This window comes from Streptomyces amritsarensis, from assembly GCF_001953875.1.
In the GTDB taxonomy this organism is placed as follows: Bacteria; Actinomycetota; Actinomycetes; order Streptomycetales; family Streptomycetaceae; genus Streptomyces; species Streptomyces amritsarensis.
The window spans coordinates 1-24,178 of the sequence record NZ_MQUR01000058.1 but is presented as its reverse complement, the minus strand read 5'-3'; the positions used below and the strand labels follow the sequence as shown (position 1 = coordinate 24,178).

23 protein-coding genes, 1 tRNA gene and 1 pseudogene are annotated in these 24,178 nt (G+C 72.4%); 15 read left to right on the top strand and 10 right to left on the bottom strand.

Annotated elements, in window-relative coordinates:
• Positions 1 to 175: 175 nt before the first annotated feature.
• On the bottom strand, positions 176 to 997 hold the full coding sequence (locus AVW11_RS22945; protein WP_107277772.1) for a class I SAM-dependent methyltransferase: 822 nt from the start codon (positions 995 to 997) through the stop codon (positions 176 to 178).
• A gap of 229 nt (positions 998 to 1,226) precedes the next feature.
• Between AVW11_RS22945 and mshA the strand changes: the two genes are divergently transcribed.
• From mshA to AVW11_RS22930, 3 genes are all read left to right on the top strand, one after another.
• Positions 1,227 to 2,612 (top strand): D-inositol-3-phosphate glycosyltransferase, encoded by a 1,386-nt coding sequence (gene mshA / locus AVW11_RS22940; RefSeq protein ID WP_060181056.1) that lies wholly within the window; start codon positions 1,227 to 1,229, stop codon positions 2,610 to 2,612.
• Complete coding sequence (locus AVW11_RS22935; RefSeq protein ID WP_076045637.1) at positions 2,605 to 3,132, top strand: type III secretion system chaperone family protein; 528 nt, start codon at positions 2,605 to 2,607, stop codon at positions 3,130 to 3,132. The genes mshA and AVW11_RS22935 overlap by 8 nt, the downstream gene beginning before the upstream one ends.
• 73 nt (positions 3,133 to 3,205) lie before the next feature.
• Complete coding sequence (locus AVW11_RS22930; protein ID WP_060181058.1) at positions 3,206 to 4,039, top strand: DUF4396 domain-containing protein; 834 nt, start codon at positions 3,206 to 3,208, stop codon at positions 4,037 to 4,039.
• Positions 4,040 to 4,134: 95 nt separating this feature from the next.
• Here the strand turns inward: AVW11_RS22930 and AVW11_RS22925 are convergent, their stop codons facing one another.
• Complete coding sequence (locus AVW11_RS22925; RefSeq protein WP_030855402.1) at positions 4,135 to 5,505, bottom strand: MDR family MFS transporter; 1,371 nt, start codon at positions 5,503 to 5,505, stop codon at positions 4,135 to 4,137.
• 152 nt (positions 5,506 to 5,657) lie between these two features.
• Here AVW11_RS22925 and AVW11_RS22920 point away from each other — a divergent pair, with 152 nt between their 5' ends.
• Both AVW11_RS22920 and AVW11_RS22915 read left to right on the top strand, forming a co-directional pair.
• Positions 5,658 to 6,416, top strand: a complete 759-nt coding sequence (locus AVW11_RS22920) for a phosphoglyceromutase (protein ID WP_030855401.1) — start codon at positions 5,658 to 5,660, stop codon at positions 6,414 to 6,416.
• A gap of 225 nt (positions 6,417 to 6,641) precedes the next feature.
• Entirely contained in the window at positions 6,642 to 7,151 is a 510-nt protein-coding gene (locus AVW11_RS22915) for an allene oxide cyclase barrel-like domain-containing protein (RefSeq protein ID WP_037834628.1), read from the top strand.
• 79 nt (positions 7,152 to 7,230) lie between these two features.
• On the opposite strand, the gene AVW11_RS22910 is transcribed toward AVW11_RS22915, so the two are convergent.
• On the bottom strand, positions 7,231 to 7,827 hold the full coding sequence (locus AVW11_RS22910) for a DUF2867 domain-containing protein (RefSeq protein WP_030855399.1): 597 nt from the start codon (positions 7,825 to 7,827) through the stop codon (positions 7,231 to 7,233).
• A 98-nt stretch (positions 7,828 to 7,925) separates the two neighbouring features.
• Between AVW11_RS22910 and AVW11_RS22905 the strand changes: the two genes are divergently transcribed.
• Positions 7,926 to 8,486 (top strand): TetR/AcrR family transcriptional regulator, encoded by a 561-nt coding sequence (locus AVW11_RS22905; protein WP_030855397.1) that lies wholly within the window; start codon positions 7,926 to 7,928, stop codon positions 8,484 to 8,486.
• Positions 8,487 to 8,645: 159 nt separating this feature from the next.
• Here AVW11_RS22905 and AVW11_RS37790 read toward each other — a convergent pair whose 3' ends face one another.
• Both AVW11_RS37790 and phoU read right to left on the bottom strand, forming a co-directional pair.
• Complete coding sequence (locus tag AVW11_RS37790) at positions 8,646 to 8,795, bottom strand: hypothetical protein (RefSeq protein ID WP_167389241.1); 150 nt, start codon at positions 8,793 to 8,795, stop codon at positions 8,646 to 8,648.
• Positions 8,796 to 8,946: 151 nt separating this feature from the next.
• Positions 8,947 to 9,624 carry a phosphate signaling complex protein PhoU gene (gene phoU / locus AVW11_RS22900; protein WP_030009600.1) on the bottom strand — a complete coding sequence of 226 codons (678 nt, stop codon included), beginning with the start codon at positions 9,622 to 9,624 and terminating at the stop codon, positions 8,947 to 8,949.
• A 223-nt stretch (positions 9,625 to 9,847) separates the two neighbouring features.
• Here phoU and phoR point away from each other — a divergent pair.
• Positions 9,848 to 10,993: pseudogene (gene phoR / locus AVW11_RS22895) on the top strand (two-component system sensor histidine kinase PhoR); the annotation flags it as partial.
• Positions 10,994 to 11,097: 104 nt separating this feature from the next.
• Complete coding sequence (phoP, locus tag AVW11_RS22890; RefSeq protein WP_465270294.1) at positions 11,098 to 11,769, top strand: two-component system response regulator PhoP; 672 nt, start codon at positions 11,098 to 11,100, stop codon at positions 11,767 to 11,769.
• Between the two features lie 109 nt (positions 11,770 to 11,878).
• On the opposite strand, the gene AVW11_RS22885 is transcribed toward phoP, so the two are convergent.
• Positions 11,879 to 12,559, bottom strand: a complete 681-nt coding sequence (locus AVW11_RS22885; RefSeq protein WP_030855394.1) for a hypothetical protein — start codon at positions 12,557 to 12,559, stop codon at positions 11,879 to 11,881.
• Positions 12,560 to 13,185: 626 nt separating this feature from the next.
• Here AVW11_RS22885 and AVW11_RS22875 point away from each other — a divergent pair.
• The 6 genes from AVW11_RS22875 (at position 13,186) to AVW11_RS22850 (ending at position 19,430) form a co-directional block, all read left to right on the top strand.
• Positions 13,186 to 13,668 (top strand): CarD family transcriptional regulator, encoded by a 483-nt coding sequence (locus tag AVW11_RS22875; protein ID WP_003953493.1) that lies wholly within the window; start codon positions 13,186 to 13,188, stop codon positions 13,666 to 13,668.
• A 298-nt stretch (positions 13,669 to 13,966) separates the two neighbouring features.
• Positions 13,967 to 14,713, top strand: coding sequence for a 2-C-methyl-D-erythritol 4-phosphate cytidylyltransferase (gene ispD / locus AVW11_RS22870; protein ID WP_030855393.1), 747 nt, complete (start codon positions 13,967 to 13,969; stop codon positions 14,711 to 14,713).
• The gene (gene ispF / locus AVW11_RS22865) at positions 14,703 to 15,209 is read left to right on the top strand and encodes a 2-C-methyl-D-erythritol 2,4-cyclodiphosphate synthase (protein ID WP_060181060.1); all 507 of its coding nucleotides are present in this window, start codon (positions 14,703 to 14,705) and stop codon (positions 15,207 to 15,209) included. The genes ispD and ispF overlap by 11 nt, the downstream gene beginning before the upstream one ends.
• 93 nt (positions 15,210 to 15,302) lie before the next feature.
• Positions 15,303 to 16,703, top strand: a complete 1,401-nt coding sequence (cysS, locus tag AVW11_RS22860; RefSeq protein WP_060181061.1) for a cysteine--tRNA ligase — start codon at positions 15,303 to 15,305, stop codon at positions 16,701 to 16,703.
• 101 nt (positions 16,704 to 16,804) lie between these two features.
• Positions 16,805 to 17,776: a 23S rRNA (guanosine(2251)-2'-O)-methyltransferase RlmB gene (gene rlmB / locus AVW11_RS22855; protein ID WP_030855389.1), complete on the top strand. Its 972-nt coding sequence runs from the start codon at positions 16,805 to 16,807 to the stop codon at positions 17,774 to 17,776.
• A gap of 142 nt (positions 17,777 to 17,918) precedes the next feature.
• Positions 17,919 to 19,430: a DoxX family protein gene (locus AVW11_RS22850; RefSeq protein ID WP_060181062.1), complete on the top strand. Its 1,512-nt coding sequence runs from the start codon at positions 17,919 to 17,921 to the stop codon at positions 19,428 to 19,430.
• Positions 19,431 to 19,605: 175 nt separating this feature from the next.
• Here the strand turns inward: AVW11_RS22850 and AVW11_RS22845 are convergent, their stop codons facing one another.
• The 3 genes from AVW11_RS22845 to AVW11_RS22835 form a co-directional block, all read right to left on the bottom strand.
• Positions 19,606 to 20,364: a nucleotidyltransferase family protein gene (locus AVW11_RS22845; RefSeq protein ID WP_030855387.1), complete on the bottom strand. Its 759-nt coding sequence runs from the start codon at positions 20,362 to 20,364 to the stop codon at positions 19,606 to 19,608.
• A 28-nt stretch (positions 20,365 to 20,392) separates the two neighbouring features.
• Positions 20,393 to 20,806 (bottom strand): hypothetical protein, encoded by a 414-nt coding sequence (locus AVW11_RS22840; protein WP_030855386.1) that lies wholly within the window; start codon positions 20,804 to 20,806, stop codon positions 20,393 to 20,395.
• 205 nt (positions 20,807 to 21,011) lie between these two features.
• Positions 21,012 to 22,100 (bottom strand): ABC transporter ATP-binding protein, encoded by a 1,089-nt coding sequence (locus AVW11_RS22835; protein ID WP_030855385.1) that lies wholly within the window; start codon positions 22,098 to 22,100, stop codon positions 21,012 to 21,014.
• Between the two features lie 266 nt (positions 22,101 to 22,366).
• On the opposite strand from AVW11_RS22835, the gene AVW11_RS22830 reads away from it, so the two are divergent.
• Positions 22,367 to 22,444 (top strand) — tRNA-Thr (locus AVW11_RS22830).
• A gap of 54 nt (positions 22,445 to 22,498) precedes the next feature.
• On the opposite strand, the gene AVW11_RS22825 is transcribed toward AVW11_RS22830, so the two are convergent.
• Positions 22,499 to 23,881, bottom strand: coding sequence for an NAD(P)/FAD-dependent oxidoreductase (locus AVW11_RS22825; RefSeq protein WP_076045635.1), 1,383 nt, complete (start codon positions 23,879 to 23,881; stop codon positions 22,499 to 22,501).
• Positions 23,882 to 24,178 lie beyond the last annotated feature (297 nt).

Sequence of the window (24,178 nt, the reverse complement as noted above, 5' to 3'; positions counted from 1 at the left end):
CAGATCTGACTATTCATCAGTAACTTCGCACTGCCATCGGGATGGTGCCACGAGTCGATGAATTCCGACACCCTTGCGGATGCCGTTTCGATCTTGTCTGCCCCAACGGACCCCGAGCCCTGCCCCTCACGGATCAACGGGCCACCCCAGACCCCGGTTCCCCGCCGCGCCGCATTCACCCCGCCGGGCGCAACGCCTCCCAGCGCAGCGTCAGTTCCCCCTGCCGCCACCGCACCGGCCCGTCCGCCAGCGGCCAGTCGGCCGACAGCGCCCGCGCCGTCCGGATCCAGCGCTGCCGCGCCCCGTACGAGGCGTACGGGGCCGCCGCCGCCCAGGCCCGGTCGAAGTCGCGCAGGAACGCGTGCACCGGCTCGCCCGGCACGTTCCGGTGGATCAGCGCCTTCGGCAGCCGCTCCGCCAGATCGGAGGGACGCTCCAGCGAGCCCAGCCGGGTCGCGAACGTCACCGTGCGCGGGCCCTCCGGCCCCAGCGCGACCCACACGTGCCGCCGCCCGATCTCGTCGCAGGTCCCCTCCACCAGCAGCCCGCCCGGAGCCAGCCGCGCACACAGCCGCGCCCAGACCTCCGCGACCTGCTCCTCCTCGTACTGGCGCAGGACGTTCGCGGCGCGGATCAGCATCGGCCGCTCCCCGCCCTCCAGCGGGACCTCGAAGCCGCCGTGCCGGAAGCTGAGCCCCTCCCGCTCGTACGGCTTCGCCCCCGCCACCCGCGCCGGCTCGATCTCGATGCCGACCACCCGCACGCGCGGCGCCACGTCCCGCAGCCGCGCCAGCAGCTCGACCGCGGTCCAGGGGGCCGCCCCGTAGCCGAGGTCCACCGCCACCGGATCCCCCGCGCGCCGCAGTGCGGCCCCGTGGGCGGCGGCGATCCAGCGGTCCATCCGGCGCAACCGGTTCGGGTTCGTCGTCCCGCGCGTCACCGAGCCCACAGGACGGCCGGCGGCGCGGCTGGGTGACGGGGTGGTGCGGGAGGCCATGAGCCGAGGGTAAGCGGAGCGCCTGCACACCGTGAAAAGCGCACGGCGTCCCGGGGAGGCCCGAAGAAACACGAGGAACCCGCAGGAAATGCGGTCCTCCCGGAATGCGGGGGACGGCCATCCGGGTTGCACTCCTTGCAGGGCGCCCTACGCGCCCCCGCAGCCATGCCGTCCGTCATGTCGTCCGAGCGTCGCGCGCGCACCGTCCGAGCCGAGAGGATCAGCTTCCTTGAGCCAGTACGTGTCCCGCCTCGGCGGCAGCCTCAGCGGGCGCCTCGCCGCCGCCCGTGCCGCCACCCGCCACGAGCCGCCCCGGCTGCGCCTGCCGGCCGTCGGCCACCACCGCAAGCCGCGCCGCGTGGCCATGCTCAGCGTGCACACCTCGCCGCTGCACCAGCCCGGGACCGGCGACGCCGGCGGGATGAACGTCTACATCGTGGAGCTGGCCAGGCGGCTCGCCGCGATCAACATCGAGGTCGAGATCTTCACCCGGGCCACCACGGGCGGGCTGCCGCCCGCGGTCGAGCTGGCCCCCGGCGTCCTCGTACGGCACGTGGACGCGGGCCCCTACGAGGGCCTCGCCAAGGAGGAGCTCCCGGCCCAGCTGTGCGCCTTCACGCACGGCGTGATGCAGGCCTGGGCCGGCCACCGCCCCGGCTACTACGACCTCGTCCACTCCCACTACTGGCTCTCCGGGCACGTGGGCTGGCTCGCCGCCCAGCGCTGGGGCGTCCCCCTCGTGCACGCCATGCACACCATGGCCAAGGTCAAGAACGCGGCGCTGGCCGAGGGCGACACGCCCGAGCCCGCCGCCCGCGTCATAGGCGAGACGCAGATCGTCTCCGCCGCCGACCGGCTCATCGCCAACACCGCCGAAGAGGCCGACGAGCTCGTCCGGTACTACGAGGCCGACCCCGCCAAGGTGGCCGTCGTCCACCCCGGCGTGAACCTCGAACGCTTCACCGTCGGCGACGGCCGCGCCGCCGCCCGCGCCCGCCTCGGCCTCCCGCAGGACGCCGTCATCCCGCTGTTCGCCGGGCGGATCCAGCCGCTGAAGGCCCCCGACATCCTGCTGCGCGCCGTCGCCGTCCTCGTCGACCGGGACCCCTCGCTGCGCCGCCGCCTGTTCGTCCCCGTTGTCGGCGGCCCCAGCGGCAGCGGCCTCGCCAAGCCCGAGGGCCTGCAGAAGCTCGCCGCGAGGCTGGGCATCGCCGACCTCGTGCACTTCCACCCGCCGGTCGCCCAGGACGGGCTCGCGGACTGGTTCCGCGCGGCGTCCGTCCTGGTCATGCCCTCCTACAGCGAGTCCTTCGGGCTCGTCGCCATAGAGGCCCAGGCCGCCGGCACCCCGGTGCTGGCCGCCGAGGTCGGCGGGCTGCCCGTCGCCGTCAACGACGGTGTCACGGGGATCCTCGTGGCCGGGCACGACCCGGCGGACTACGCACGGCAGTTGCGCCGGTTCGTCGACGAGCCCGGGCTCGCGGACCGGATGGGGGCACAGGCGGCGCGGCACGCGCAGTTCTTCGGCTGGGACACCGCGGCGAGCGGCACGGCCGACGTCTACACGGCGGCGATGCACGATCACCGCCGTCGCGTACGCTCCCACCATGGCTGACACCGCCGAGATCGCCGAGATCATCGAGAGCGCGCTGACCGGCGCGGAGCTGAGCTGGGAGAGCCCGACGCCGGGCTCCTACGTCGTCACGCTCCCCGGCACGCGCAAGCTGAGCACCACCTGCTCGATCCGGGTCGGCCGGCACTCGCTGTCGGTCAACGCCTTCGTGATCCGCCACCCCGACGAGAACGAGGCGGGCGTCCACCGCTGGCTGCTGGAGCGCAACCTCAAGCTGTACGGGATGGCGTACGCGGTCGACCGGCTCGGCGACATCTACCTGACGGCCCGCCTGCCGCTGGCGGTCGTCACCCCGGAGGAACTGGACCGGCTGCTCGGCACCGTGCTGGAGGCCGCGGACGGTTCGTTCAACACGCTGCTGGAGCTCGGCTTCGCGAGCGCGATCCGGCGCGAGTACGAGTGGCGGGTCTCGCGCGGCGAGCCGACCTTCAACCTCGACGCCTTCAAGCACCTCACGCGGCCGCAGGGCGAAGCGGCCGGACCCGGCACTCCGATCGGCTGACGTACCGCCCCGAACGGTGCGGGAGGGCGTGTCGCCGCACCCTGCCGCGGCCGGGCAGACGCACCGTGGCGGGATGAGCGGGAGCACAGCCGAAGCACTCATGTACGCATGGTTCGCCCTGGCGCTCCTGTCCGCCGGCTACGTCGCCCACGACGCGTTCACCAAGAACCCCGAGCTCACGGTGATGAAGTGGGGCTGGGTGCTGGTGACCTTGTACATCGGCCCGGTGGGGGCCGCGCTCTACGTGCTGTCCTGCAAGGAGTCGCGGCCGGGCACCCACGAGCGGTTCGTGGCGCCGCTGTGGAAGCAGGCGCTCGGCTCGACCATCCACTGCGTGGCCGGCGACGCGACCGGCATCATGGTCGCGGCCGTCGTCGCCTCGCTGCTCGGCCTTGCGCCGTGGGCGGACGCGCTGCTGGAGTACGCGGTGGGCTTCGGCTTCGGGCTGCTGGTCTTCCAGGCCCTGTTCATGCGCGACATGCTCGGCGGCAGCTACGCGCGGGCCGTCCGGTCGACGGTCTACGCGGAATGGCTGTCGATGAACTGCGTGATGGGCGCCATGGTCGCGGTGAACGTGATCGTGCGCAGCCAGGTGCCGGGCGCGCGGGACGTCGCCGACGTGCGCTTCTGGGCGACGTTCTCACTGGCGGTGCTGGCCGGCCTGCTCTTCGCGTACCCGGTCAACGTGTGGCTGGTCGCCAACCACCTCAAGCACGGGATGGGCACGGTACGGGCCCTGGGGGAGGGCGGCGAGCCCCTGCCGCCGCCGATGCCGGCCGCCCACTCCGGCGCGGCCATGGCGGAGGCCGAGGTGACGGCGGAGCAGAGAACCGCCATGGCGGTGCTGACGGTCCTCTTCCTCGCAGCGGGCACCCTCCTGTCCGCGATCTTCGGCACCCTGACCTGACCCCCGCCCCTGCGGCAACCGCCCTGCGTACGGCCTGCGTGCGGCTTGCGTGCGGCCTGCGTGCGGCCCGCCGGATCTGCCGGCTTCTGCGGGGGTCAGTTCGTCCGGGCCGGGTCCGGGGTGGGGAGCGGGGCGGGCGGGGTCGGTTCGGCGGGGAGCGGGGGCTTCGGTGGGGCGGCGGGGGTGTTGCCGGCCGTGGCCGGGGCCGGCGCCCCGTCACCCTCGGAGAGCCCCCGCATCAGCAGCCAGTAGCCGACCGCCGCCACCGTGCCGAGCACACCGGTGGTCGCCCACAACAGGTCCGCACCCCACCGGTCGATCATGAAGCCGGCCATCAGCGGCGCCACCAGCGCGGCCACCGCCCAGGACATGGTGTAGACGCCCTGGTAGCGCCCCCGCCCGTGCACCGGCGAGAGCCGTACGACCAGGCCCATCTGGGTCGGCGAGTTGACGATCTCGGCGAGCGTCCACACGCACACCGTCAGCGCGTACGCCCACACCGGTCCGGCGAAGGCCGTCAGCGCGAAGCCGTAGCCGGCCAGCAGCGCCGAGACCACCAGCAGCTTCTGCGGGTCGCGGTGTTCGATGAAGTGGGTGACGGGGATCTGCAGGGCGACGATCAGGAAGCCGTTGACGGCGATCACAAGCCCGTAGTCCCCGGGCGAGAACCCGGCGGAGCCCATCGCGACCGGCAGGCCGACCGACCCTTGCGTGAAGATCAGCGAGATCAGGAACGACAGGCCGACCACGCCCATGAACCGCCCGTCCCGCAGCACCGCCTTGAGCCCGATCTCCGGCTCCGCACCGCTCGCGTCCGAGGACCCGCCGCCGGGGCCCCCGGCCGTGCCGGCCGCGCCGGACCCGCCGCGCTCCGGCCGGGACTCGGGCAGCTTCACGTACACCAGCACCGCGCAGGCCAGCGTGAGGGCGGCCTCGCCGAGGAAGCCGGCCAGGTAGCTGTACTCGGCGATCAGGCCGGCCGCGGTCGCGCTGATGGCGAAGCCGAGGTTGATGGCCCAGTAGTTGAGCGCGAAGGCCCGTACGCGGTCCTCGGGGCGGACGATGTCCGCCATCATCGCCGCGACCGCCGGGCGGGAGGCGTTCGAGGTCATACCGACCAGCAGGGCCACGGCGGCGATCGCCGCCGGGTGCTCCATGAAGCCCAGCAGCGCCACCGAGACGGCGGTCGAGGCCTGGGCCGCCAGCAGTGTGGGGCGCCGCCCCAGCCGGTCGGTCATCACGCCCGCGACGAGCGAGGAGATCACGCCGCCCAGACCGTGGAGGGCGACCACCAGTCCCGCGAAGGAGGCCGAGTAGCCCCGGTCCAGGGTCAGGTACAAGGTCATGAAGGTCGCGACGAAGGCCCCGAGCCGGTTCACGAGGGTGCTCGTCCAGAGCCACCAGAACGCCCGGGGCAGACCCGAGACGCTCTCCCGGGCGGCCCGTCTCAGACTGGCAGCGGACATACGGAATCCCCCCGAGGGTGTAAGTGCCTCTCTGGCGAGGTGCACATTACGAGGGGGTGGGTGCGGGGCGCCAGTCAATTGACCCGGACCGTCAATCGGCGCCGCCGCACACCGCGCGCGAGCGCGCCCGCGCGTCCATTAGGCTCGTACGCATGGCCGACGCACCGTACAAGCTGATCCTCCTCCGCCACGGCGAGAGCGAATGGAACGCGAAGAACCTGTTCACCGGCTGGGTGGACGTCAACCTCACCGAGAAGGGCGAGAAGGAGGCGGTCCGCGGCGGTGAGCTGCTCAAGGACGCCGGCCTGCTGCCCGACGTTCTGCACACCTCCCTCCAGAAGCGCGCCATCCGCACCGCGCAGCTCGCGCTCGAGTCCGCGGACCGCCACTGGATCCCGGTGCACCGCTCCTGGCGCCTGAACGAGCGCCACTACGGCGCGCTGCAGGGCAAGGACAAGGCGCAGACCCTCGCGGAGTTCGGCGAGGAGCAGTTCATGCTGTGGCGCCGCTCCTACGACACCCCGCCGCCGGTGCTCGAGGACGGTACGGAGTTCTCGCAGTCCGAGGACCCGCGCTACGCGTCGATCCCGAACGAGCTGCGTCCGCGCACCGAGTGCCTCAAGGACGTCGTCGAGCGCATGCTGCCGTACTGGTACGACGGCATCGTCCCGGACCTGCTCGCGGGCCGTACGGTCCTGGTGGCCGCGCACGGCAACTCGCTGCGCGGTCTGGTCAAGCACCTCGACAGCATCTCGGACGAGGACATCACGGGCCTGAACATCCCGACCGGCATCCCGCTCGTCTACGAGCTGGACGCGGACTTCAAGCCCCTCAACCCGGGCGGCACCTACCTGGACCCGGCCGCGGCCGCGGCCGCCATCGAGGCCGTCAAGAACCAGGGCAAGAAGTAACCCTGACGCACGAAACAGCCCCCCACCTGCCATTTCCCGGCGGGTGGGGGGCTGTCGTCCGTCCGGGCCGGTCCGTTCGGGGTCTCCTTCTACTCTGATCGGTCGGACCTGACGGAGGGTCGCGCCGGGAAGCTCCGGGCGGCGGCCGAGACGGGGTTATCAAGGACATCGGATGACGGGCTCGTCATCCGACCATCCGTGAGCACGAACCCCAGGAGCCGCACGATGCGCCCCATCAGAGCCGCCCGTCTCGGCACGGCCGCTGCGCTGGTCACCCTTCTCGCCTGTGCCCCTGCCGCGGCCGCCGCCGCGGCGGACACCGATTCCGCCCACGACAAGGGCAAGGGCCGGGTGATCACACTCATCGGCCGGCTCGCGGAGCAGACACGCTTCCCCGTCAATCCCGGTGGCGCGGCCGCCCAGGGCGACCGGACCGTCTTCCGCTCGATCCTCTTCGACAAGGACGACAGACAGGTCGGCGAGACCGGCGGCACCTGCACCACCACCCGGGTCGCCGACGGCGGAGCCGAGCACTGCGTGGTGACCTACACCCTCCCGGGCGGTCAGCTCTCCGTGCAGGGGATGGTCTTCGGCCATCTCCTCCCGGGGCCTCCCCCTTCGTTCGACAACGCGATCACCGGCGGCACCGGTGAGTTCGACCGGGCTCGCGGCTCGGTCCACGCCGACACGATCGCCCCGGGCACCAGGCGCTTCACGATCGACCTCCAGCGCTGACCACCCCTGCTCCGTCCCTCCGTCCCAGCCCCCGCCCCCCCGGCTCGCCGGGGGCGGGGGCAACAGGCCGCTCCCGGGCTCAGTTCGGCGCGGCGGTCGGCGTGGTCCTGCGCCACTCCGCGCCGATCGAGCGGAGGAGGGCCGGGTAGACGCCCAGGTAGCGGAAGGGCTTGATGGCCAGCATGTAGGCCGCGCCCAGCAGGCCGTTGGGCTTCACCAGGACCGTCATCTGGCCGTGGTGGCCGCCGTTTCCGTCCTCGACCCAGCCGATGTGCAGCACGCCGTGCATCGTCTTGTTCGCCGTCTCCGCCGCCCACTCGTCGTGCGTCTGGTAGACGGACGTGAAGGGCAGCGACGGGACGTCGGGGCCGCGGTCGCCCTCGCGGAGGTCCGCGGGCAGCCGGTCGCGGAGCGTCGGCACCCGGGAGCTGAGGCCGCCGGCGGGCGCGTCCCAGCCGAGCAGGGCGCCCAGCTTCCAGCGGATCGCGAAGAGCGCGCGCCCCACGCGGGAGGGGACGGGGTCGCCCGTGTCCCGCGAGAACTGGCGTACCAGTCGCGCGAGGTCGTCCGGACCGCCCGGGGTCGGGAGTGCCCACACGTCCTCGACCCGGAAGTCGCCGGCGATCTCGTGGATCCGCCAGGGACGGGAGGTGTGCGCGGTGCTGGGGAGTCTCATGAGCCAAGCCCCTGTCTATACGATGCCGTATAGATCGAGGCTAGCACTCATCTATACGGCACCGTATAGACAGGGGGTGCGTGAGGAGGGGGCACACCATGGGCGCGACCCGCACACCGCGCGGCAAGTGGATCGAGGAGGGGTTGCGGGCGCTGGCCGCCGGCGGCCCGGAGGCCGTCCGCGTCGAGGTGCTCGCGCAGGCGCTCGGCGTCAGCAAGGGCGGCTTCTACGGCTACTTCGGCAGCAGGGGCGCGCTGCTCACCGAGATGCTCGACACCTGGGAGCGGGAGGTCACCGAGGCCGTGATCGAGCTGGTCGAGAGCGGCGGGGGAGACGCCAGGACACGGCTGGACCGGCTGTTCACGATCGTCGCCTCCTACGAGGAGGGGCCGGTGGTCGGCGTCGACGCCGACCTGGCGATCCGCGACTGGGCCCGGCGCGACGAGGCCGTCGCCGAGCGGCTGCGCCGTGCGGACAGCCGGCGCATGGAGTACCTGCGCTCGTTGTTCCGCGCCTTCTGCGCCGACGAGGACGACGTCGAGGTCCGCTCCCTGATCACCTTCTCCCTCCGGATCGGCTCCCACTTCATCGCCGCCGACCACGGCGGCCGCAGCCGCGCGGAGGTCATGGAGCTGACCCGGAAGTGGCTCCTGCGCTAGGCCCTTCCCCTTCCCCTTCCCGTTGCCGGTCCGCCGGACGGGGTCCTGCGGTTCCGTACGCGGAAAGGCCCTCCGCCTGCGGGACGTCCGCGGGCAGGGGGCCTCTCGTCGCACCGGGTGCGGTGACGTGCGGCGGGGTGCCGGACCGGGTGGGCCCGGTCAGCCACCGCACTGGCAGGGGGCACCGGACTGGCAGCCGCAGCCGCAGCCGGAGCCGCAGCCGCAGGCCGCGAGCAGCGGGAGCCGCATGGGCTCGGGCTTCGGCGGCTGCTCCTGCTCCGGGGTGATGGGGACGGGGGAATCGGGCATGGTTCCTCCTCGGCGGGGCGGTGCCCCGCGGCATACGGGACTTCGTACGACTGACCGCCCTCGCCCCTCATTCATGCCCGGCTGCACCAGCGCGTCAACGGCGCACGGGAGCGCGGAGTGGCTCGGCGCCGTAGCGCGCCTTCGCGCGGCGTCAGACGCCCTCGACCTGGGTCGGCTGCTGGAGGTCGTCGGCGTGCTCGCCCGTCACCAGGTAGACCACGCGCTTGGCCACCGACACCGCGTGGTCCGCGAAGCGCTCGTAGTAGCGGCCGAGCAGCGTCACGTCGACCGCCGTCTCGATGCCGTGCTTCCACCGGTCGTCCATCAGGTGCTGGAACAGCGTGCGGTGCAGCTGGTCCATCTCGTCGTCGTCCTGCTCCAGCTGGAGCGCGAGGTCGACGTCCTTGGTGATGATGACCTCGGCCGCCTTCGCCATCAGGCGCTGCGCGAGCTGTCCCATCTCCAGGATCGTGGCGTGCAGGTCCCGCGGGACGGCGCGGTCCGGGAAGCGCAGCCGGGCGAGCTTCGCGACGTGCTGGGCCAGGTCGCCGCTGCGTTCCAGGTCGGCGCTCATCCGCAGCGAGGTCACGACGATCCGCAGGTCGGTGGCGACGGGCTGCTGGCGGGCCAGCAGCGCGATGGCGCGGGCCTCCAGGTCGTGCTGGAGGTCGTCGACCTTCTGGTCGGCGGCGATGACGCTCTCGGCGAGCTTCAGGTCGGCATCGAGCATGGACGTCGTGGCCCGCCCGATCGCGGAACCGACGAGCCGGGCCATCTCGACCAGGCCTTCTCCGATCGAGTCCAGTTCCTCGTGGTACGCGTCGCGCATGTCTCGTGTCCCTCTCTCGACCTTTTACTGCCTACTGCGGTGCTGCCCGGGGCGGGCCGGGGCGGCCTTCTGCCCCACGGTGACACGGTGAGACGCGAACGCGTCCGACTCCGGCACCACAAGTGAATCAACCCCGTCGCCAGGGTGAACTCTGGGCGACGACTGTTCGAGGTGCCACCCGAACGGCTGTGGAAGTGTCGTCGTGCCTGCTTAACCTGGATCCATGGACGTGAACGCGGCGGTCGCCGCAGCTGCAGCGATCGCCGGTCTGTGCACCGGCGTCATCGCGATGCTGGCGTTCCGCTGGAGCGAGCGCGACCAGGCCCGCCCCACCCGGAGCTCCATGCGCCCCGACATCAACGCGGTGCTGCCGCCCGGCGTGGACACCGTCCTGTCCGTGCTCCGCTCCTCCGCCGTGGTCCTCGACGAGGGCGACGCCGTCGTCAAGGCCTCGTCCGCCGCCTACGCCCTCGGGCTCGTACGCGGCGGCAAGCTGGCCGTGGAGCCCATGCTCCACATGGCCCGCGACACCCGCCGCGACGGGGAGATACGCCAGGTCGAGCTGGACCTGCCCCGCCGCGGTACCGGTCGGGGCGAGGCCCTCGCGGTGTCCGCGCGCGTCGCCCCGCTCGGCTCCCGCCTGGTGCTGCTGCTGGTCGAGGACCTCACCGAGGCCCGCCGCATCGAGGCCGTGCGCCGTGACTTCGTGGCCAACGTGTCCCACGAGCTGAAGACCCCGGTCGGGGCGATCTCCCTGCTGTCCGAGGCCGTCATGGACGCCGCGGACGACCCCGAGGCGGTCAGCCGCTTCGCCGGCCGCATGCAGATCGAGTCGACCCGGCTGATCAACCTCGTGCAGGAGCTCATCGACCTCTCCCGGGTGCAGAACGACGACCCGCTGGAGGACGCCGAGCCCGTCCGCGTGGACACGCTGGTCGCCGAGGCCATCGACCGGTGCCGGCACACGGCGTCCTCCAAGCAGATCACCATGGCCGCGGGCGGCACCGCCGACCTGCGCGTCTGGGGCAACCGCGGGCAGCTCGCCGCCGCCCTCGGAAATCTGGTCGAGAACGCCGTCAACTACAGTCCCGCCCGTACCCGCGTCGGCATAGCCGGGCGCCGGGTCACGGCACCCGGGGGAGACCTGATCGAGATCGCCGTGACCGACCAGGGCATCGGCATCCCGGAGAAGGACCGCGAGCGCATCTTCGAGCGCTTCTACCGCGTGGACCCGGCCCGCTCCCGCGCCACGGGAGGCACCGGCCTCGGCCTTGCGATCGTGAAGCACGTGGCGGCCTCGCACGGCGGCGAGGTGTCGGTGTGGAGCTCGGAGGGCCAGGGCTCCACCTTCACCCTGCGGCTCCCCGAAGCGGCCGCGTCGTCCCCGGCGGCCGCCCCCCGCACCCACCCGACCCCAGCCTGAACCAGAACCGCTCCAGCCATCCCTGCCCCGGAGGTCCTTCCGTGACCCGAGTGCTCGTCGTCGAGGATGAGGAATCCTTCAGCGACGCCCTGTCGTACATGCTCCGCAAAGAGGGCTTCGAGGTCGCCATCGCGGCGACCGGCCCCGACGGGCTCGACGAGTTCGAGCGCAACGGCGCCGACCTCGTCCTCCTCGACCTGATGCTCCCCGGCCTGCCCGGCACCGAGGTCTGCCGGCAGCTGCGCGGCCGCTCCAACGTGCCCGTGATCATGGTGACCGCCAAGGACAGCGAGATCGACAAGGTCGTCGGGCTGGAGATAGGAGCCGACGACTACGTCACCAAGCCCTTCTCCTCGCGGGAGCTGGTCGCCCGCATCCGCGCGGTCCTGCGCCGCCGCGGTGAGCCGGAGGAGGTCACCCCGGCCGCCCTGGAGGCGGGCCCCGTACGCATGGACGTCGACCGCCACGTGGTCACCGTCGCCGGCGGCAAGGTCGACCTCCCGCTCAAGGAGTTCGACCTGCTGGAGATGCTGCTGCGCAACGCGGGCCGCGTACTGACCCGCATGCAGCTGATCGACCGGGTCTGGGGCGCCGACTACGTCGGCGACACCAAGACCCTCGACGTCCACGTGAAGCGACTGCGCGCCAAGATCGAACCCGACCCGGGCGCGCCGCGCTACCTGGTCACCGTCCGCGGCCTGGGCTACAAGTTCGAGCCGTAGGCCGGCACCCCGTACACCCGTTCCGCGGGCCGCGCCCGCAAAGGGAAGGGCCCCCGTCCGCCGAAGCGGACGGGGGCCCTTCCCATGTGCGTACGCGCTACGGCGTGCGTCAGTGGCCCGCGGCGTGCGAGGCGGAGCCCGACGGCGACGCGCCCGCGGCGCCCGAGGGGGCCCCGGACGGGCTGCCGGAGGCGCCCGCGCCCGACGGGGAGCCGGACGGGGAGCCCGACGGCGTGCCCGAGGGGCTGCCGGACGGGCTGCCGGCCGGGGCCGGGGCAGCGGACGGGCCGAAGCCCGCGTACATGCCGGTGGCCGGCACCACGAAGGCCTGGAGCTCGACGCCGCCCGTGCTGCTCAGCTGGAAGACGACCTTCTGCACGTCGCCGTTCTTGGCGGCCTCGGAGCCGTTCTCGATCACGGCGGAGGCGTTGTCCTTGCCGCCGAGCACCACGGAGCCGCCGGCCGGCACGGTGATCTTGCCGGCGCCCCCGGCGGGCTTCAGCACGACCTTGCCCTTGCCATCCGCAAGGGTGATGCCGTCAAGCGTCTGCGCCTTGGTGCCGTTGTTGAAGACGGTCGCCGAGACGACGGCCGGGCCCTTCTTGTCCTTCTCGCCCTGGGTGATCACCAGAGCGTTCTGGATCTCGATGTCGCCCTTGGTGGCGGCGGCGTTGTCCGGCTTGATCTGGAGAGTCTGCGCGTCGTTGCCCGCACCGCATGCGGCCAGCGAGGCGATCGAGAACACGACGGCGGTGGCGGCGAGGGCGCCGCGTCGAAGGCTGCGGCTCACGGCGGCGGCAACTCCTTGGACGAACGGAACGGAAGGGTGGGCCCTCCCGGCAACCGCTGGGAGGTACCCCCGGAACGGCCGAGGTAAAGCCGCTCTAAGGGTGTGTCAGCGCGCTTAGGTTACCGAGCCGCCGCCCCGCCCCCGCACCCGACCCTCCGCAGGGTGGCCCCCGCCCTCGGGGCGGTCCTCGATCTTGCATTCCGTCCGGGGTTCACCCCGCCGTTCCCCTCGCCGATCATGTGGCGCTCGCATATCGTGCGACCGCCGCCCGTTGATCAATTACCGGATTCCCCGAACGCCACTCGGTGATCAATTCCGGATTGGGCCGGAACCCGCTCTCGTACGGGCGCTCGCCAGCCGAACGGAGCAGTTGGGTTTCGCGACTCTCAACCCGGCAAAACGGGACGTACGTCACACTGGTGGAGGTGCGGAGCAGGTGTAGCGTGGCCCTTTCGCCTGGTCCGCGCAGCGCCCCCGACCTGCGAATACCCCCTTCCGGAAGCCTTCCGCAGCACGTTCCTGTTGCTGTTGTCAAGCCCCGAGATGTGCCCTGACCTGCGAAAACGCCATTCATAACAGTCAGTTCTCGTGTTACCCTGGATAGCCACGGAAGGGGTACCTGTCACATGACGTTCAAGGTTGGCGACACCGTGGTCTATCCCCATCACGGGGCCGCGCTGATCGAGGCCATTGAGACTCGCCAGATCAAAGGCGTGGACAAGACCTACTTGGTGCTCAAGGTCGCCCAGGGCGACCTGACGGTTCGTGTGCCTGCGGACAATGCGGAGTTCGTCGGCGTTCGCGACGTAGTCGGCCAGGACGGGCTGGACCGGGTCTTCGAGGTGCTTCGTGCACCGTATGCAGAAGAGCCGACGAACTGGTCCCGGCGCTACAAGGCAAATCTGGAGAAGCTCGCTTCTGGCGATGTCATCAAGGTCGCCGAAGTGGTGCGTGACCTGTGGCGTCGTGAGCGCGAGCGCGGGCTCTCCGCGGGCGAGAAGCGCATGCTCGCGAAGGCGCGCCAGATCCTGGTCAGCGAGCTCGCGCTCGCTGAGAACACGAACGAGGACAAGGCCGAGGCCCTCCTCGACGAGGTGCTCGCGTCCTGACGCGAGGCCCCGTGCACGGTGTGCACAGCTTGCCGCGGTGCCCGATGACAAGGTCCCTCCTCCACGAGAGACCTGTTGCCGGGCGCTGCGGCATGTCTGTGTCCGTACCTCTTGACCCACCCGTACCCGTACTGCCGTACGCGTACGGCTGACTCCTCACTGGCATGCCGGGTCCGGGCAGCCCGCTCGACCGGTCGTCACGGAAGGGGCGAGGGGCGTCGCACCCGGCACCCTTCAGGCCATACCCATGTCGGCCGAAGTCACAAACCTGGCTCGGAAACCTGGCTCGGAGCTACTGATGTCTGACGTAACGCGCCCCCACCGCACCGCCGCGGTGATCCCGGCCGCCGGCCGCGGGGTACGCCTCGGCCCCGGTGCCCCCAAGGCCCTGCGGGCCCTCGGCGGCACCCCGATGCTCGTGCACGCCGTCCGCGCGATGGCCCGCTCCCGCGCGGTGTCCGTCGTGGTCGTCGTCGCCCCGGCCGCAGAAGCGGCCGAGGTGCGCCTCCTGCTGGGCGAGCACGCGCTGCCCGAGCGCACCGAGGTCCTCGTCGTCCCGGGCGGGGAGACCCGCCAGGAGTCCGTACGGGCCGGCCTGGAGGCGCTCCCGCAGGACGTCACCTCCGTACTCATCCACGACGCGGCCCGCCCGCTCGTCCCCGTGGACACCGTGGACGCCGTCGTCGAGGCCGTGCGCGACGGCGCCCGCGCCGTGGTGCCCGCACTCCCGCTGGCCGACACCGTCAAGGAGGTCGAGCCCGGCAAGCCGGGCGAGCCCGAGCCGGTCGTCGCCACGCCCGAACGGGCCCGGCTGCGCGCCGTGCAGACCCCGCAGGGCTTCGACCTCGCCACGCTCCTCCAGGCGCACGCCGCGATCGCCGTCGACGGCGAGGGCGCCACCGACGACGCCGGCATGGTGGAACGCCTCGGCGTCCCCGTCGTGGTGATCCCGGGACACGAAGAGGCCTTCAAGGTCACCCGCCCGCTCGACCTGGTCCTCGCAGAGGCCGTACTCGCCCGCAGGAGGGCCACCGATGGGTTCTAGCTCCGACGACGCCCCCCTGATCCCGCTCGTCGGGATCGGCACCGACGTGCACGCCTTCGAGACCGGCCGCGAGCTGTGGTGCGCCGGCCTGCTGTGGGAGGGCGAGGACGGCCTCGCCGGGCACTCCGACGGCGACGTCGCCGCGCACGCCGCCTGCGACGCCCTCTTCTCGGCCGCCGGAGTCGGCGACCTCGGCGCGCACTTCGGCACCTCCCGCCCGCAGTGGTCCGGCGCCGCCGGCGTCACCCTCCTGGCGGAGGCCGCCCGGATCGTGCGCGCGGAGGGCTTCGAGATCGGCAACATCGCCATCCAGGTGATCGGTGTGCGCCCGAAGATCGGCAAGCGGCGCGAAGAGGCGCAGAAGGCGCTCGCGGCCGCCGCGGGCGCCCCCGTCTCCGTATCGGGCACCACCACCGACGGACTGGGCCTCACCGGCCGGGCCGAGGGCCTCGCGGCGATCGCCACCGCCCTCGTGTACCGGACGAACCGGGCCTGAACGCCCGCGGAGACGGCACATCTTCGGCAACAAAGCGGCCCCGCGCCCCCAAAGGTCGCGGGGCACTGCTACAGGCGCACTACCCTGGATGCCGTGACTATTCGCCTGTACGACACCAGCGCCCGGCAGATCCGCGACTTCACCCCGCTCGTTCCGGGCTGCGTCTCGATCTACCTCTGTGGCGCCACCGTCCAGGCGGCCCCGCACATCGGGCACATCAGGTCCTACCTGAACTTCGACGTCATGCGCCGCTGGTTCGCGTACCGCGGCTACGACGTCACCTTCATCCGCAACGTCACCGACATCGACGACAAGATCATCACGAAGTCGGCCGAGCAGGGCCGCCCCTGGTGGTCCATCGGCTACGACAACGAGCAGGCCTTCAACAACGGCTATGACGCCCTCGGCTGCCTGCGGCCCACCTACGAGCCCCGCGCCACGGGCCACGTCCCCGAGATGATCGAGATGATGCGCGGCCTGATCGAGCGCGGCCACGCCTACGAGGCCGACGGCAACGTCTACTTCGACGTGCGCTCCTTCCCCGGCTACCTGAGCCTGTCCAACCAGGAGCTCGACAACCTGCTCCAGCCCTCCGGCGAGGGCGAGACGGGCAAGCGCGACCCGCGCGACTTCGCCATGTGGAAGTCCGCCAAGCCGGGCGAGCCCTCCTGGGAGACGCCGTGGGGCCGCGGCCGTCCGGGCTGGCACCTCGAATGCTCCGCCATGGCGCACAAGTACCTCGGCGAGGCCTTCGACATCCACGGCGGCGGCCTCGACCTGATCTTCCCGCACCACGAGAACGAGATCGCCCAGGCCAAGGCGTTCGGCGACGCGTTCGCGAACTACTGGGTCCACAACGCCTGGGTGACCATGTCGGGCGAGAAGATGTCGAAGTCCCTCGGGAACTCGGTCCTCGTCTCCGAGATGGTCAAGCAGTGGCGCCCGATCGTCCTGCGCTACTACCTCGGCACCCCGCACTACCGGTCGATGATCGAGTACAGCGAGGAGGCGCTGCGCGAGGCCGAGTCGGCCTTCGCGCGCATCGAGGGATTCATCCAGCGCGTCGTGGAGAAGGCCGGCGGCCCCGTCGAGGCCGCGAAGGAGGTCCCGCCCGCCTTCGCCGAGGCCATGGACGACGACCTCGGCGTCCCGCAGGCGCTCGCCATCGTCCACACCACCGTCCGCCAGGGCAACAGCGCGCTCGCCGCCGACGACAAGGACGCGGCCATCGCGCGCCTGTCCGAGGTGCGGGCCATGCTGGGCGTCCTCGGTCTGGACCCGCTCGACCCGCACTGGGCCGGCGAGGCCGACCGCGGCGAGGACCTCCACGGCGCCGTCGACACCCTCGTACGCCTCGTCCTGGAGCAGCGCGAGTCCGCCCGCGCCCGCAAGGACTGGGCGACCGCCGACGCCATCCGCGACCAGCTCCAGCAGTCCGGCCTGGTCATCGAGGACAGCCCGACGGGTCCGCGCTGGACGCTCGGCCCCCGCTGAGCCCCCGGCACCCGGAGCAGTCCGACTGTGCCGCCCGGCCTCCCGGGCGGCACACTCTTCATACGTACATATCGCAGCACCAACGAAAACAGGTAGAGGTCATGGCCGGGAACAGCCAGCGCAGGAACCGCCGCACGTCCAACAAGAAGGGCGCCACGGTCGGCAGCGGTGGCCAGCGACGCAAGGGCCTGGAGGGCAAGGGCCCCACGCCCAAGGCCGAGGACCGCAAGAAGCACAAGGCGAACCGCATCGCCAACGCCATGGCCCGCCAGGCCGCCAAGCGCCGCCCGGCCCCCCGCCGGGGCGGGCCCAAGGGCACCAGCGAGATGGTCGTCGGCCGCAACCCGGTCTTCGAGGCGCTGCGCGACGGCGTCCCGGCCACGACCCTCTACGTGCAGCAGTTCATCGACAACGACGAGCGCGTCCGCGAGGCACTCCAGCTCGCGGGCGAGCGCGGCAACATCAACCTGATGGAAGCCCCGCGCCCCGAGCTCGACCGCATGACCAACGGGCTCAACCACCAGGGCCTCGTCCTCCAGGTCCCGCCGTACGAGTACGCGCACCCCGAGGACCTCACCGACGCCGCATACGACAACGGCGAGGACCCGCTCATCGTCGCCCTCGACGGCGTCACCGACCCGCGCAACCTCGGCGCGATCGTCCGCTCCGTCTCCGCCTTCGGCGGCCACGGCGTGGTCATCCCCGAGCGGCGCGCCGCCGGCATGACCGCCGGCGCCTGGAAGACCTCGGCCGGCACCGCCGCCCGCACGCCGGTCTCCCGCGTCACCAACCTCACCCGCGCCCTGCAGGACTACAAGAAGGCCGGCATCGCGATCGTCGGCCTCGCGGCCGAGGGCACGCACGAGGTGCAGGACCTGGAGGCGCTCGGCGGCCCGGTCGTCATCGTCGTCGGCTCCGAGGGCAAGGGCCTCGGCCGCCTCGTCGGCGAGAACTGCGACTACCTGGTGCGCATCCCGATGCCGGGCGGCGCCGAGTCCCTCAACGCCGGTGTCGCCGCGGGCGTCGTGCTGTACGAGGCGGCCCGCCGGCGCGCCGCACGGCCGCGCACCTGATCGCTTTGATCCACTTGGCTCACTGAATATGACCCGTGAGCGTGTCACCCCGCCCGTTCCGGGCGGGGTGGCTTGATCTTGACGGGTCTCGGACAGATCCCTGATGTCAAGGCAGTGTCCTAAACACTGATCACTCGGTTAGATGAGTGTGGACACCAGAACGTCAGGGTTCGACGACCAGCCCGCGCTGAGCATGGTCAAGGTGCCGTGCGACCCCGCACAGGTCATCGTCAACCACGCCAGCTTCCGCGTGCGGCTCGCACCGAGCCCGAGCGCGCGTTCCAAGCCCGCGAAGGCCCCCGGCCGCGCGCCCGTCCTGGGCGGTGCCGCGGTCGCCGCCGCCGGGGCCGCCCGCCGCCGGGCCCCCGTGGTCTGGAGCGGCAAGTCCGACACCGGGGACGCCGCCGCGGCCATGGGCGGACTGCTCCAGGCCGTACGCGGCCACGACGAGTACGACGGCGGCGCCACCCAGGTCATCCCGCGCATCGACCTGGACCACGACCTCGCCGAGGACACCCTGGCCACGCCGACCGTCATCGGCCAGCGCAGCTACGGGGACCCCGCCGAGACCCGCCCCCTGGCCGCCGTACGGGACCTCCCGTACGAGCAGCCGCACGGCCCCGGGGCCGGCGCCGGGCCGGAGTCGCGGCGCCCCGCCGCCGACAACCGCGGCCAGGCCTCCTACTACCCCGGCCGCCGGATGAACCTCGGTGTCGTGCTGCTCCCGCTGCGCGTCTTCCTCGGCTTCATCTCCATCTACGCCGGCATGGGCAAGCTGTGCGACCCCGTCTACTTCGACGGCGGCGAGCGCGGCTCCATGGTCACCTGGCTGCACACCCTGACCCCGTGGGCGCTGGCCGAGCCGCTGCGCGACTTCGCCCTCGCCCACCCGGTGGGCGCGGGCCTCAGCGTGGCCTTCCTCCAGGTCATCGTCGGCGTGCTGACGGTCTTCGGCCTGTGGCAGCGGTTCGCGGCCTGCTTCGGGGCGCTGCTGTCCGCCGCGCTGCTGATGACGGTGAGCTGGAAGACCGTCCCGGCCTACGACGCGCCCGACATCATCTACCTCGCCGCGTGGAGCCCGCTGATCATCGCGGGCGCGCCGGTCTACTCCCTCGACGGCCGGCTCGCCGGCGAGGCCTGGCGCACCCTCGGGCCGCGCTCGGAGATCTGGCGGCTGCGCCGCCGCGTGCTGCGGCGCGGTGCCGTCATGGCGAGCGTGGTGTGCGGGCTCACCCTGCTCGTCGGCTCGCTCCTGGGCGGCGCCGTCCGCTCCACCACCGTGGTCACCGTCCCCGGTCCCGGCGAGGCCCCCAGCAACTACCTGCCGGGCCGTCCGCTGCCGCAGACACCTGCCAGGCAGCAGCCCGCGCAGCAGCCGACCCGGCCCGCGTCGCCGACGCCCTCGCCGTCCGAGCCCTCCGCCAAGGCGGGCAAGACCGCGTCGGGCGCGCCGTCCCGGGAGACGGCCGGGACGGGTTCGCAGTCGCCCACCGCGACCCGGGGCAGCACGACCGGCAAGCAGCAGACCCCGCGCAGCACCCCGCGGCAGTCGACGGCGCCGAAGTCGCCGTCGTCCTCGTCGGGCAGCAGCATCAGCGGGGGCGGCACCGCCCCGACCAAGCAGCCCGGCCTGATCGGCGGGCTCATCGGCTGAGCCCTCCGCCAGGGGCCGGCACGCAGGGGCCCGGTACGCGCGAGCGTGCCGGGCCCCTGCGGCGTGTACGGGGGTGTTGCCGGGTCCCTGCGCGCGGGGCCCTGTGCGGCGGTGTGGTGGTCCCCTGTGGGTGTGGGCGGGGTGGGATGGGGCGCGGCGGGGGCCGTGAGGGCCCTCAGGTGCCCGTCTGCGCCGCCAACTCCCGTGCGGCCTCGATGAGGTCCTTGGCCGTGTCGATCGCCCGCCAGTAGGCGCCCTGCGGCAGCGGGAAGCCCGCCAGCCGCCGCTGCCGCGCCAGACGCGGGAAGGTGGTGCGCTCGTGGTCCCCCAAGTCGGGGAGCAGAGCGGCGAATTCGGGCCCGAAGACGTACACGCCGGCGTTCACCGGGTAGGGCGACAGCGGGGCCTCGATGAAGTCCAGTACGTGCCCGAACTCGTTGGTCTCCACCACCCCCCAGGGGATCCGCGGCCGGGCCAGCGCGAGCGTCGCGACCGCCCCCCGCTCGTCGTGGAAGGCGGCCATCTCGCGGAGCGAGAAACGGGTCCAGACGTCGCCGTTCGTGGCGTACCAGGCCCCGCCGGGGTCGGGGAGGTGCCGTGCGGCGTGCTTCAGGCCGCCGCCGCGCCCCAGCGGCTCCTCCTCGACGACCGTGGTCACGCGCAGCGGCAACGGCGCCCCGGCCAGCCACTCCTGGAGCACGCCGGCGAGATGCCCGCACGAGACGACGGCGTCGGTGACGCCCTCGGCCGCGAGCCAGGCCAGCTGGTGCCCGATGATCGGCAGCCCGGTCCCCGGGATCTCGACCATGGGCTTGGGGCGGTCGTCGGTGTACGGACGCAGCCGCGAACCCTGGCCGCCCGCCAGGACGACTGCCTGGGTGGGTGCGGCGGGGAACGCGGCTGCGGAGGAGGCGGATCGGGGGGCGTCGGTCATGGCGGCCAGCGTAGGGACGAGGCGCGTGTCAGCCCATGGAGGCGACGCCGGAGGCGTACGAGGTGTCGCAGACGGGGCGGGCGAACGACTGGGCCTTCGTCGGGCCGTACGCCTCGACGGCGGCGCGTCCGAGCGCCCGGGCGATCCCCACGCAGTGCTCGGCGAGCGACGGCCGGCGGTTGACCTCCTGCTGGAGGTGGGTCAGGACGTCGTCCGGCGCCTGGCCCTGCTGCAGTTCGCCGACGAGCCGGGTGCGCAGCACCTCGTGGGCGGCGCGCGGCTTCGCGGGCGTGGAGACGCCCTCGGCGGACGCGGTCACGAGCTGGGAGGAGGACGTGTCCGCCCAGGGAACCATGGTGACCGCGAGGGTCCCGGACAGGACCAGGACGACGGGCAGGACCAGGGCGAGGGAACGGCCGATTCGGCGGGCAGTGTGGGTCACGAGGGCGAGAGTAGCGCTCGGTGAGGATTTGGCGACATTTAGTCACCCTGTCGGGGGATGGCTCGACGTGGCTTTTCGAATTCCGGGTTGACGACTCCGCCCGAATGGCCCGGTCTGTCGGGGTTCCTGGGGGATGCCCGCCGGCAACGAACGGCGGAGGGGCGCCCCTTGGCGGGACGCCCCTCCAAACCCCTTGCCGGTACGACTAGTCGGACAGTCGCTGCCCGGAAGACGTCGAGAAGACGTGGATCTCGTCGGCCCGCGGCACGATGTGCAGGCTGGAGCCCTTCTCCGGGACCTGGCGGCCGCCCACGCGGACCACGAGGTCCTGCGAGCCCTCGGCGGCCGAGGTGGAGCCGTAGACGTAGCCGTCGGCGCCGAGCTCCTCGACGACGTTCACGGTGACGGTCAGACCGCCGCTCTCGGCGACGTCGAAGTGCTCCGGGCGGACGCCGACCGTGACGGTGCGGTCGCCCGCGTCGGCCGCGGCGGACAGCGCGGCGCGCGACACCGGGACGACGCTGTCACCGAACTTCACGCCGCCGTCCGTGATCGGGACCTCGACCAGGTTCATGGCGGGAGAGCCGATGAAGCCGGCGACGAAGAGGTTCGCGGGGCGGTCGTACATGTTGCGCGGGGTGTCGACCTGCTGGAGCAGACCGTCCTTGAGCACAGCCACCCGGTCGCCCATGGTCATGGCCTCGACCTGGTCGTGCGTGACGTAGACGGTCGTGATGCCGAGGTCGCGCTGGAGCGCGGCGATCTGCGTACGCGTCGACACGCGGAGCTTGGCGTCGAGGTTCGACAGCGGCTCGTCCATCAGGAACACCTGCGGCTTGCGCACGATCGCGCGGCCCATGGCGACACGCTGGCGCTGACCGCCGGAGAGCGCCTTGGGCTTGCGGTCCAGGTACTGCGTGAGGTCGAGCATCTTCGCCGCGTCCTCCACCTTCTTGCGAATGGTGGCCTTGTCCTCGCCGGCGATCTTGAGCGCGAAGCCCATGTTGTCGGCGACGGACATGTGCGGGTAGAGCGCGTAGTTCTGGAACACCATCGCGATGTCCCGGTCCTTCGGCGGCAGGTGCGTGACGTCGCGGTCACCGATGCGGATGGCGCCGCCGTTGACGTCCTCCAGGCCGGCGAGCATGCGCAGCGAGGTGGACTTGCCGCAGCCGGACGGGCCGACGAGGACGAGGAACTCGCCGTCTTCGATCTCCAGCTCCAGCTGGTCGACGGCGGGCTTGTCGCCGCCCGGGTACAGGCGGGTCGCCTTGTCGAAAGTGACAGAAGCCATGGTGGTGTATCCCTTCTACCGGCAGGAACGTGCCGGACGATCCGAGTGGAAGGTCTAGTCCAGAATGCGGACTCCGCCCGACGCTACCCGCCGTACCCGCTCCTGTCAGCACCGCGCCGCCGTGACTTCGAACTCTGTGCGATCTGTCGGACCCGCCGGCCGGCCGTGGCCGCCGTCCGGCGGGCCCGCCAATGCGATGGCAGGGGGATTCGCGCGCTGTGTAGAGTGATGGCGGCTTCGCTCGCAGTACACGGCGGGTGCGCCGTGCCTCCTTAGCTCAGTCCGGCCAGAGCAACGCACTTGTAATGCGTAGGTCGTCGGTTCGAATCCGACAGGGGGCTCCAGTGGCGGAAGGCCCCGGGCGAGCGCCCGGGGCCTTCCGCCGTTTTCGTGCTCCGTCAGTGGCGGCCCGAGACGCGGTCGGCCAGGCGGGCCAGGGGAGCCGTCCTCGGGGTGCGGGTGGCCGCCTCCCGGCGGTCCGCCGCACGGTAGGCGGCGTAGAGGGCCTGCACGCCGAGCCAGCGCAAGGGCTCCGGCTCCCAGCGGCGGACGCGGTGGTTCACCCACGGCAGGCCGGTCAGCGCGGTGGACTCGCCGAGGACCAGGTCGCGCAGGGTGCGGCCGGCGAGGTTGGAGGTGGCGACGCCCGAGCCGACGTACCCGCCGGCCCAGCCCACGCCCGTGGCGCGGTCCAGGGTGACGGTGGCGCACCAGTCGCGCGGCACGCCGAGGACCCCCGACCAGGCGTGGGTGATCTCCGTACCGGCGAGGACCGGGAAGAAGGAGAAGAGGAGGTCGCGGAGGGAATCCACGGTGGCCTGCCCGGTGCGGCCGTCGTGGTCGGTCCGCGAGCCGAAGCGGTACGGGACCCCGCGCCCGCCGATCGCGATCCGGTCGTCGGCGGTCCGCTGCGCGTACATGTACGCGTGGGCCATGTCGCCCAGGACCTCCCGGCCCGACCAGCCGAGCTGCGCCCATGTCTCCGCGGGCAGCGGGGCGGTCGCGATCATCGAGGAGTTCATCGGCAGCCACGACCGCTTCTGGCCCCTCAGGGCGGCGGTGAAGCCCTCGGTGCAGCGCAGGACGTACGGGGCGCGGGCCGTCCCGTAGGGGGTGACCGCCTTCCCCGCGGAGATCTGCGTGACCGGGGTGGATTCGTGGATCACCACGCCGAGGCGTTCACAGGCCCCTGCCAGACCTCTGACCAGCTTGAGGGGGTTGATGCGGGCGCCGTGCGGGCTCCAGCTGGAGCCGACGGCGTCGGCGATGTCGATGCGTGCGCGGGTGGCGGCGGCGTCGTGGAGCTCGCGGTCGGTCTCGCCGAAGGCGAGCTCGGCGGCGTGGAAGGCCCTGAGGCGGCCGAGCTGTGCGGGGGTGCGGGCGACTTCGAGGACGCCGCCGCGGTGGATGTCGGCGTCGATGCCCTCCTTGGCGGCGACGTCGACGACCTCGGCGACGGTCGCGTTCATGGCCTGCTGGAGGTGCCGGGCGGCCTGCGGGCCGTGGAGGGCGGCGTAGCGGTCGCGGCCGGCGATGCCGTTGTAGAGCCAGCCCCCGTTGCGCCCGGAGGCGCCGTAGCCGCAGAACCTCTGCTCCAGGACGGTGACGCGCAGGTCGGGCGCGGCCTGCTTGAGGTAGTAGGCGGTCCACAGGCCGGTGTAGCCGCCGCCGACGATGACGACGTCGGCCGTGGTGTGGGCGGTGAGGGGCGCGCGGGGCGGAGCGGCCGGGGCGCTGTGGTCGGTCGCGTACCAGAAGGAAATGCCGCCGTTGATCGTCATGGGGGAGTTGGTACCCCGTTTTCCTCACGGGGTGCCAGGGACGGGGTGTCGCGCGGCGCGGGCGGATGCGCGGCCCCCTGCCGGTTGCCCTGCGGGCGGCTCGGCGGTGTGGGGGTCGCTCCGGCGGGGGTTGGCGGCGGCCGGGGCGGTTTTCCCTGGCGGGGGCGCAGTGCCGTGCGGGTTGGGCGGGGCCTGCCTGCGGGGTTGCTCGGCGGTGCGGGGGCGCGGCCCGGGCGGGGTGAGCGTGGTGCGGGTTGGGCGTGGCCCGGGCGGGGTTGCTCGGGGGTGTGGGGGGGC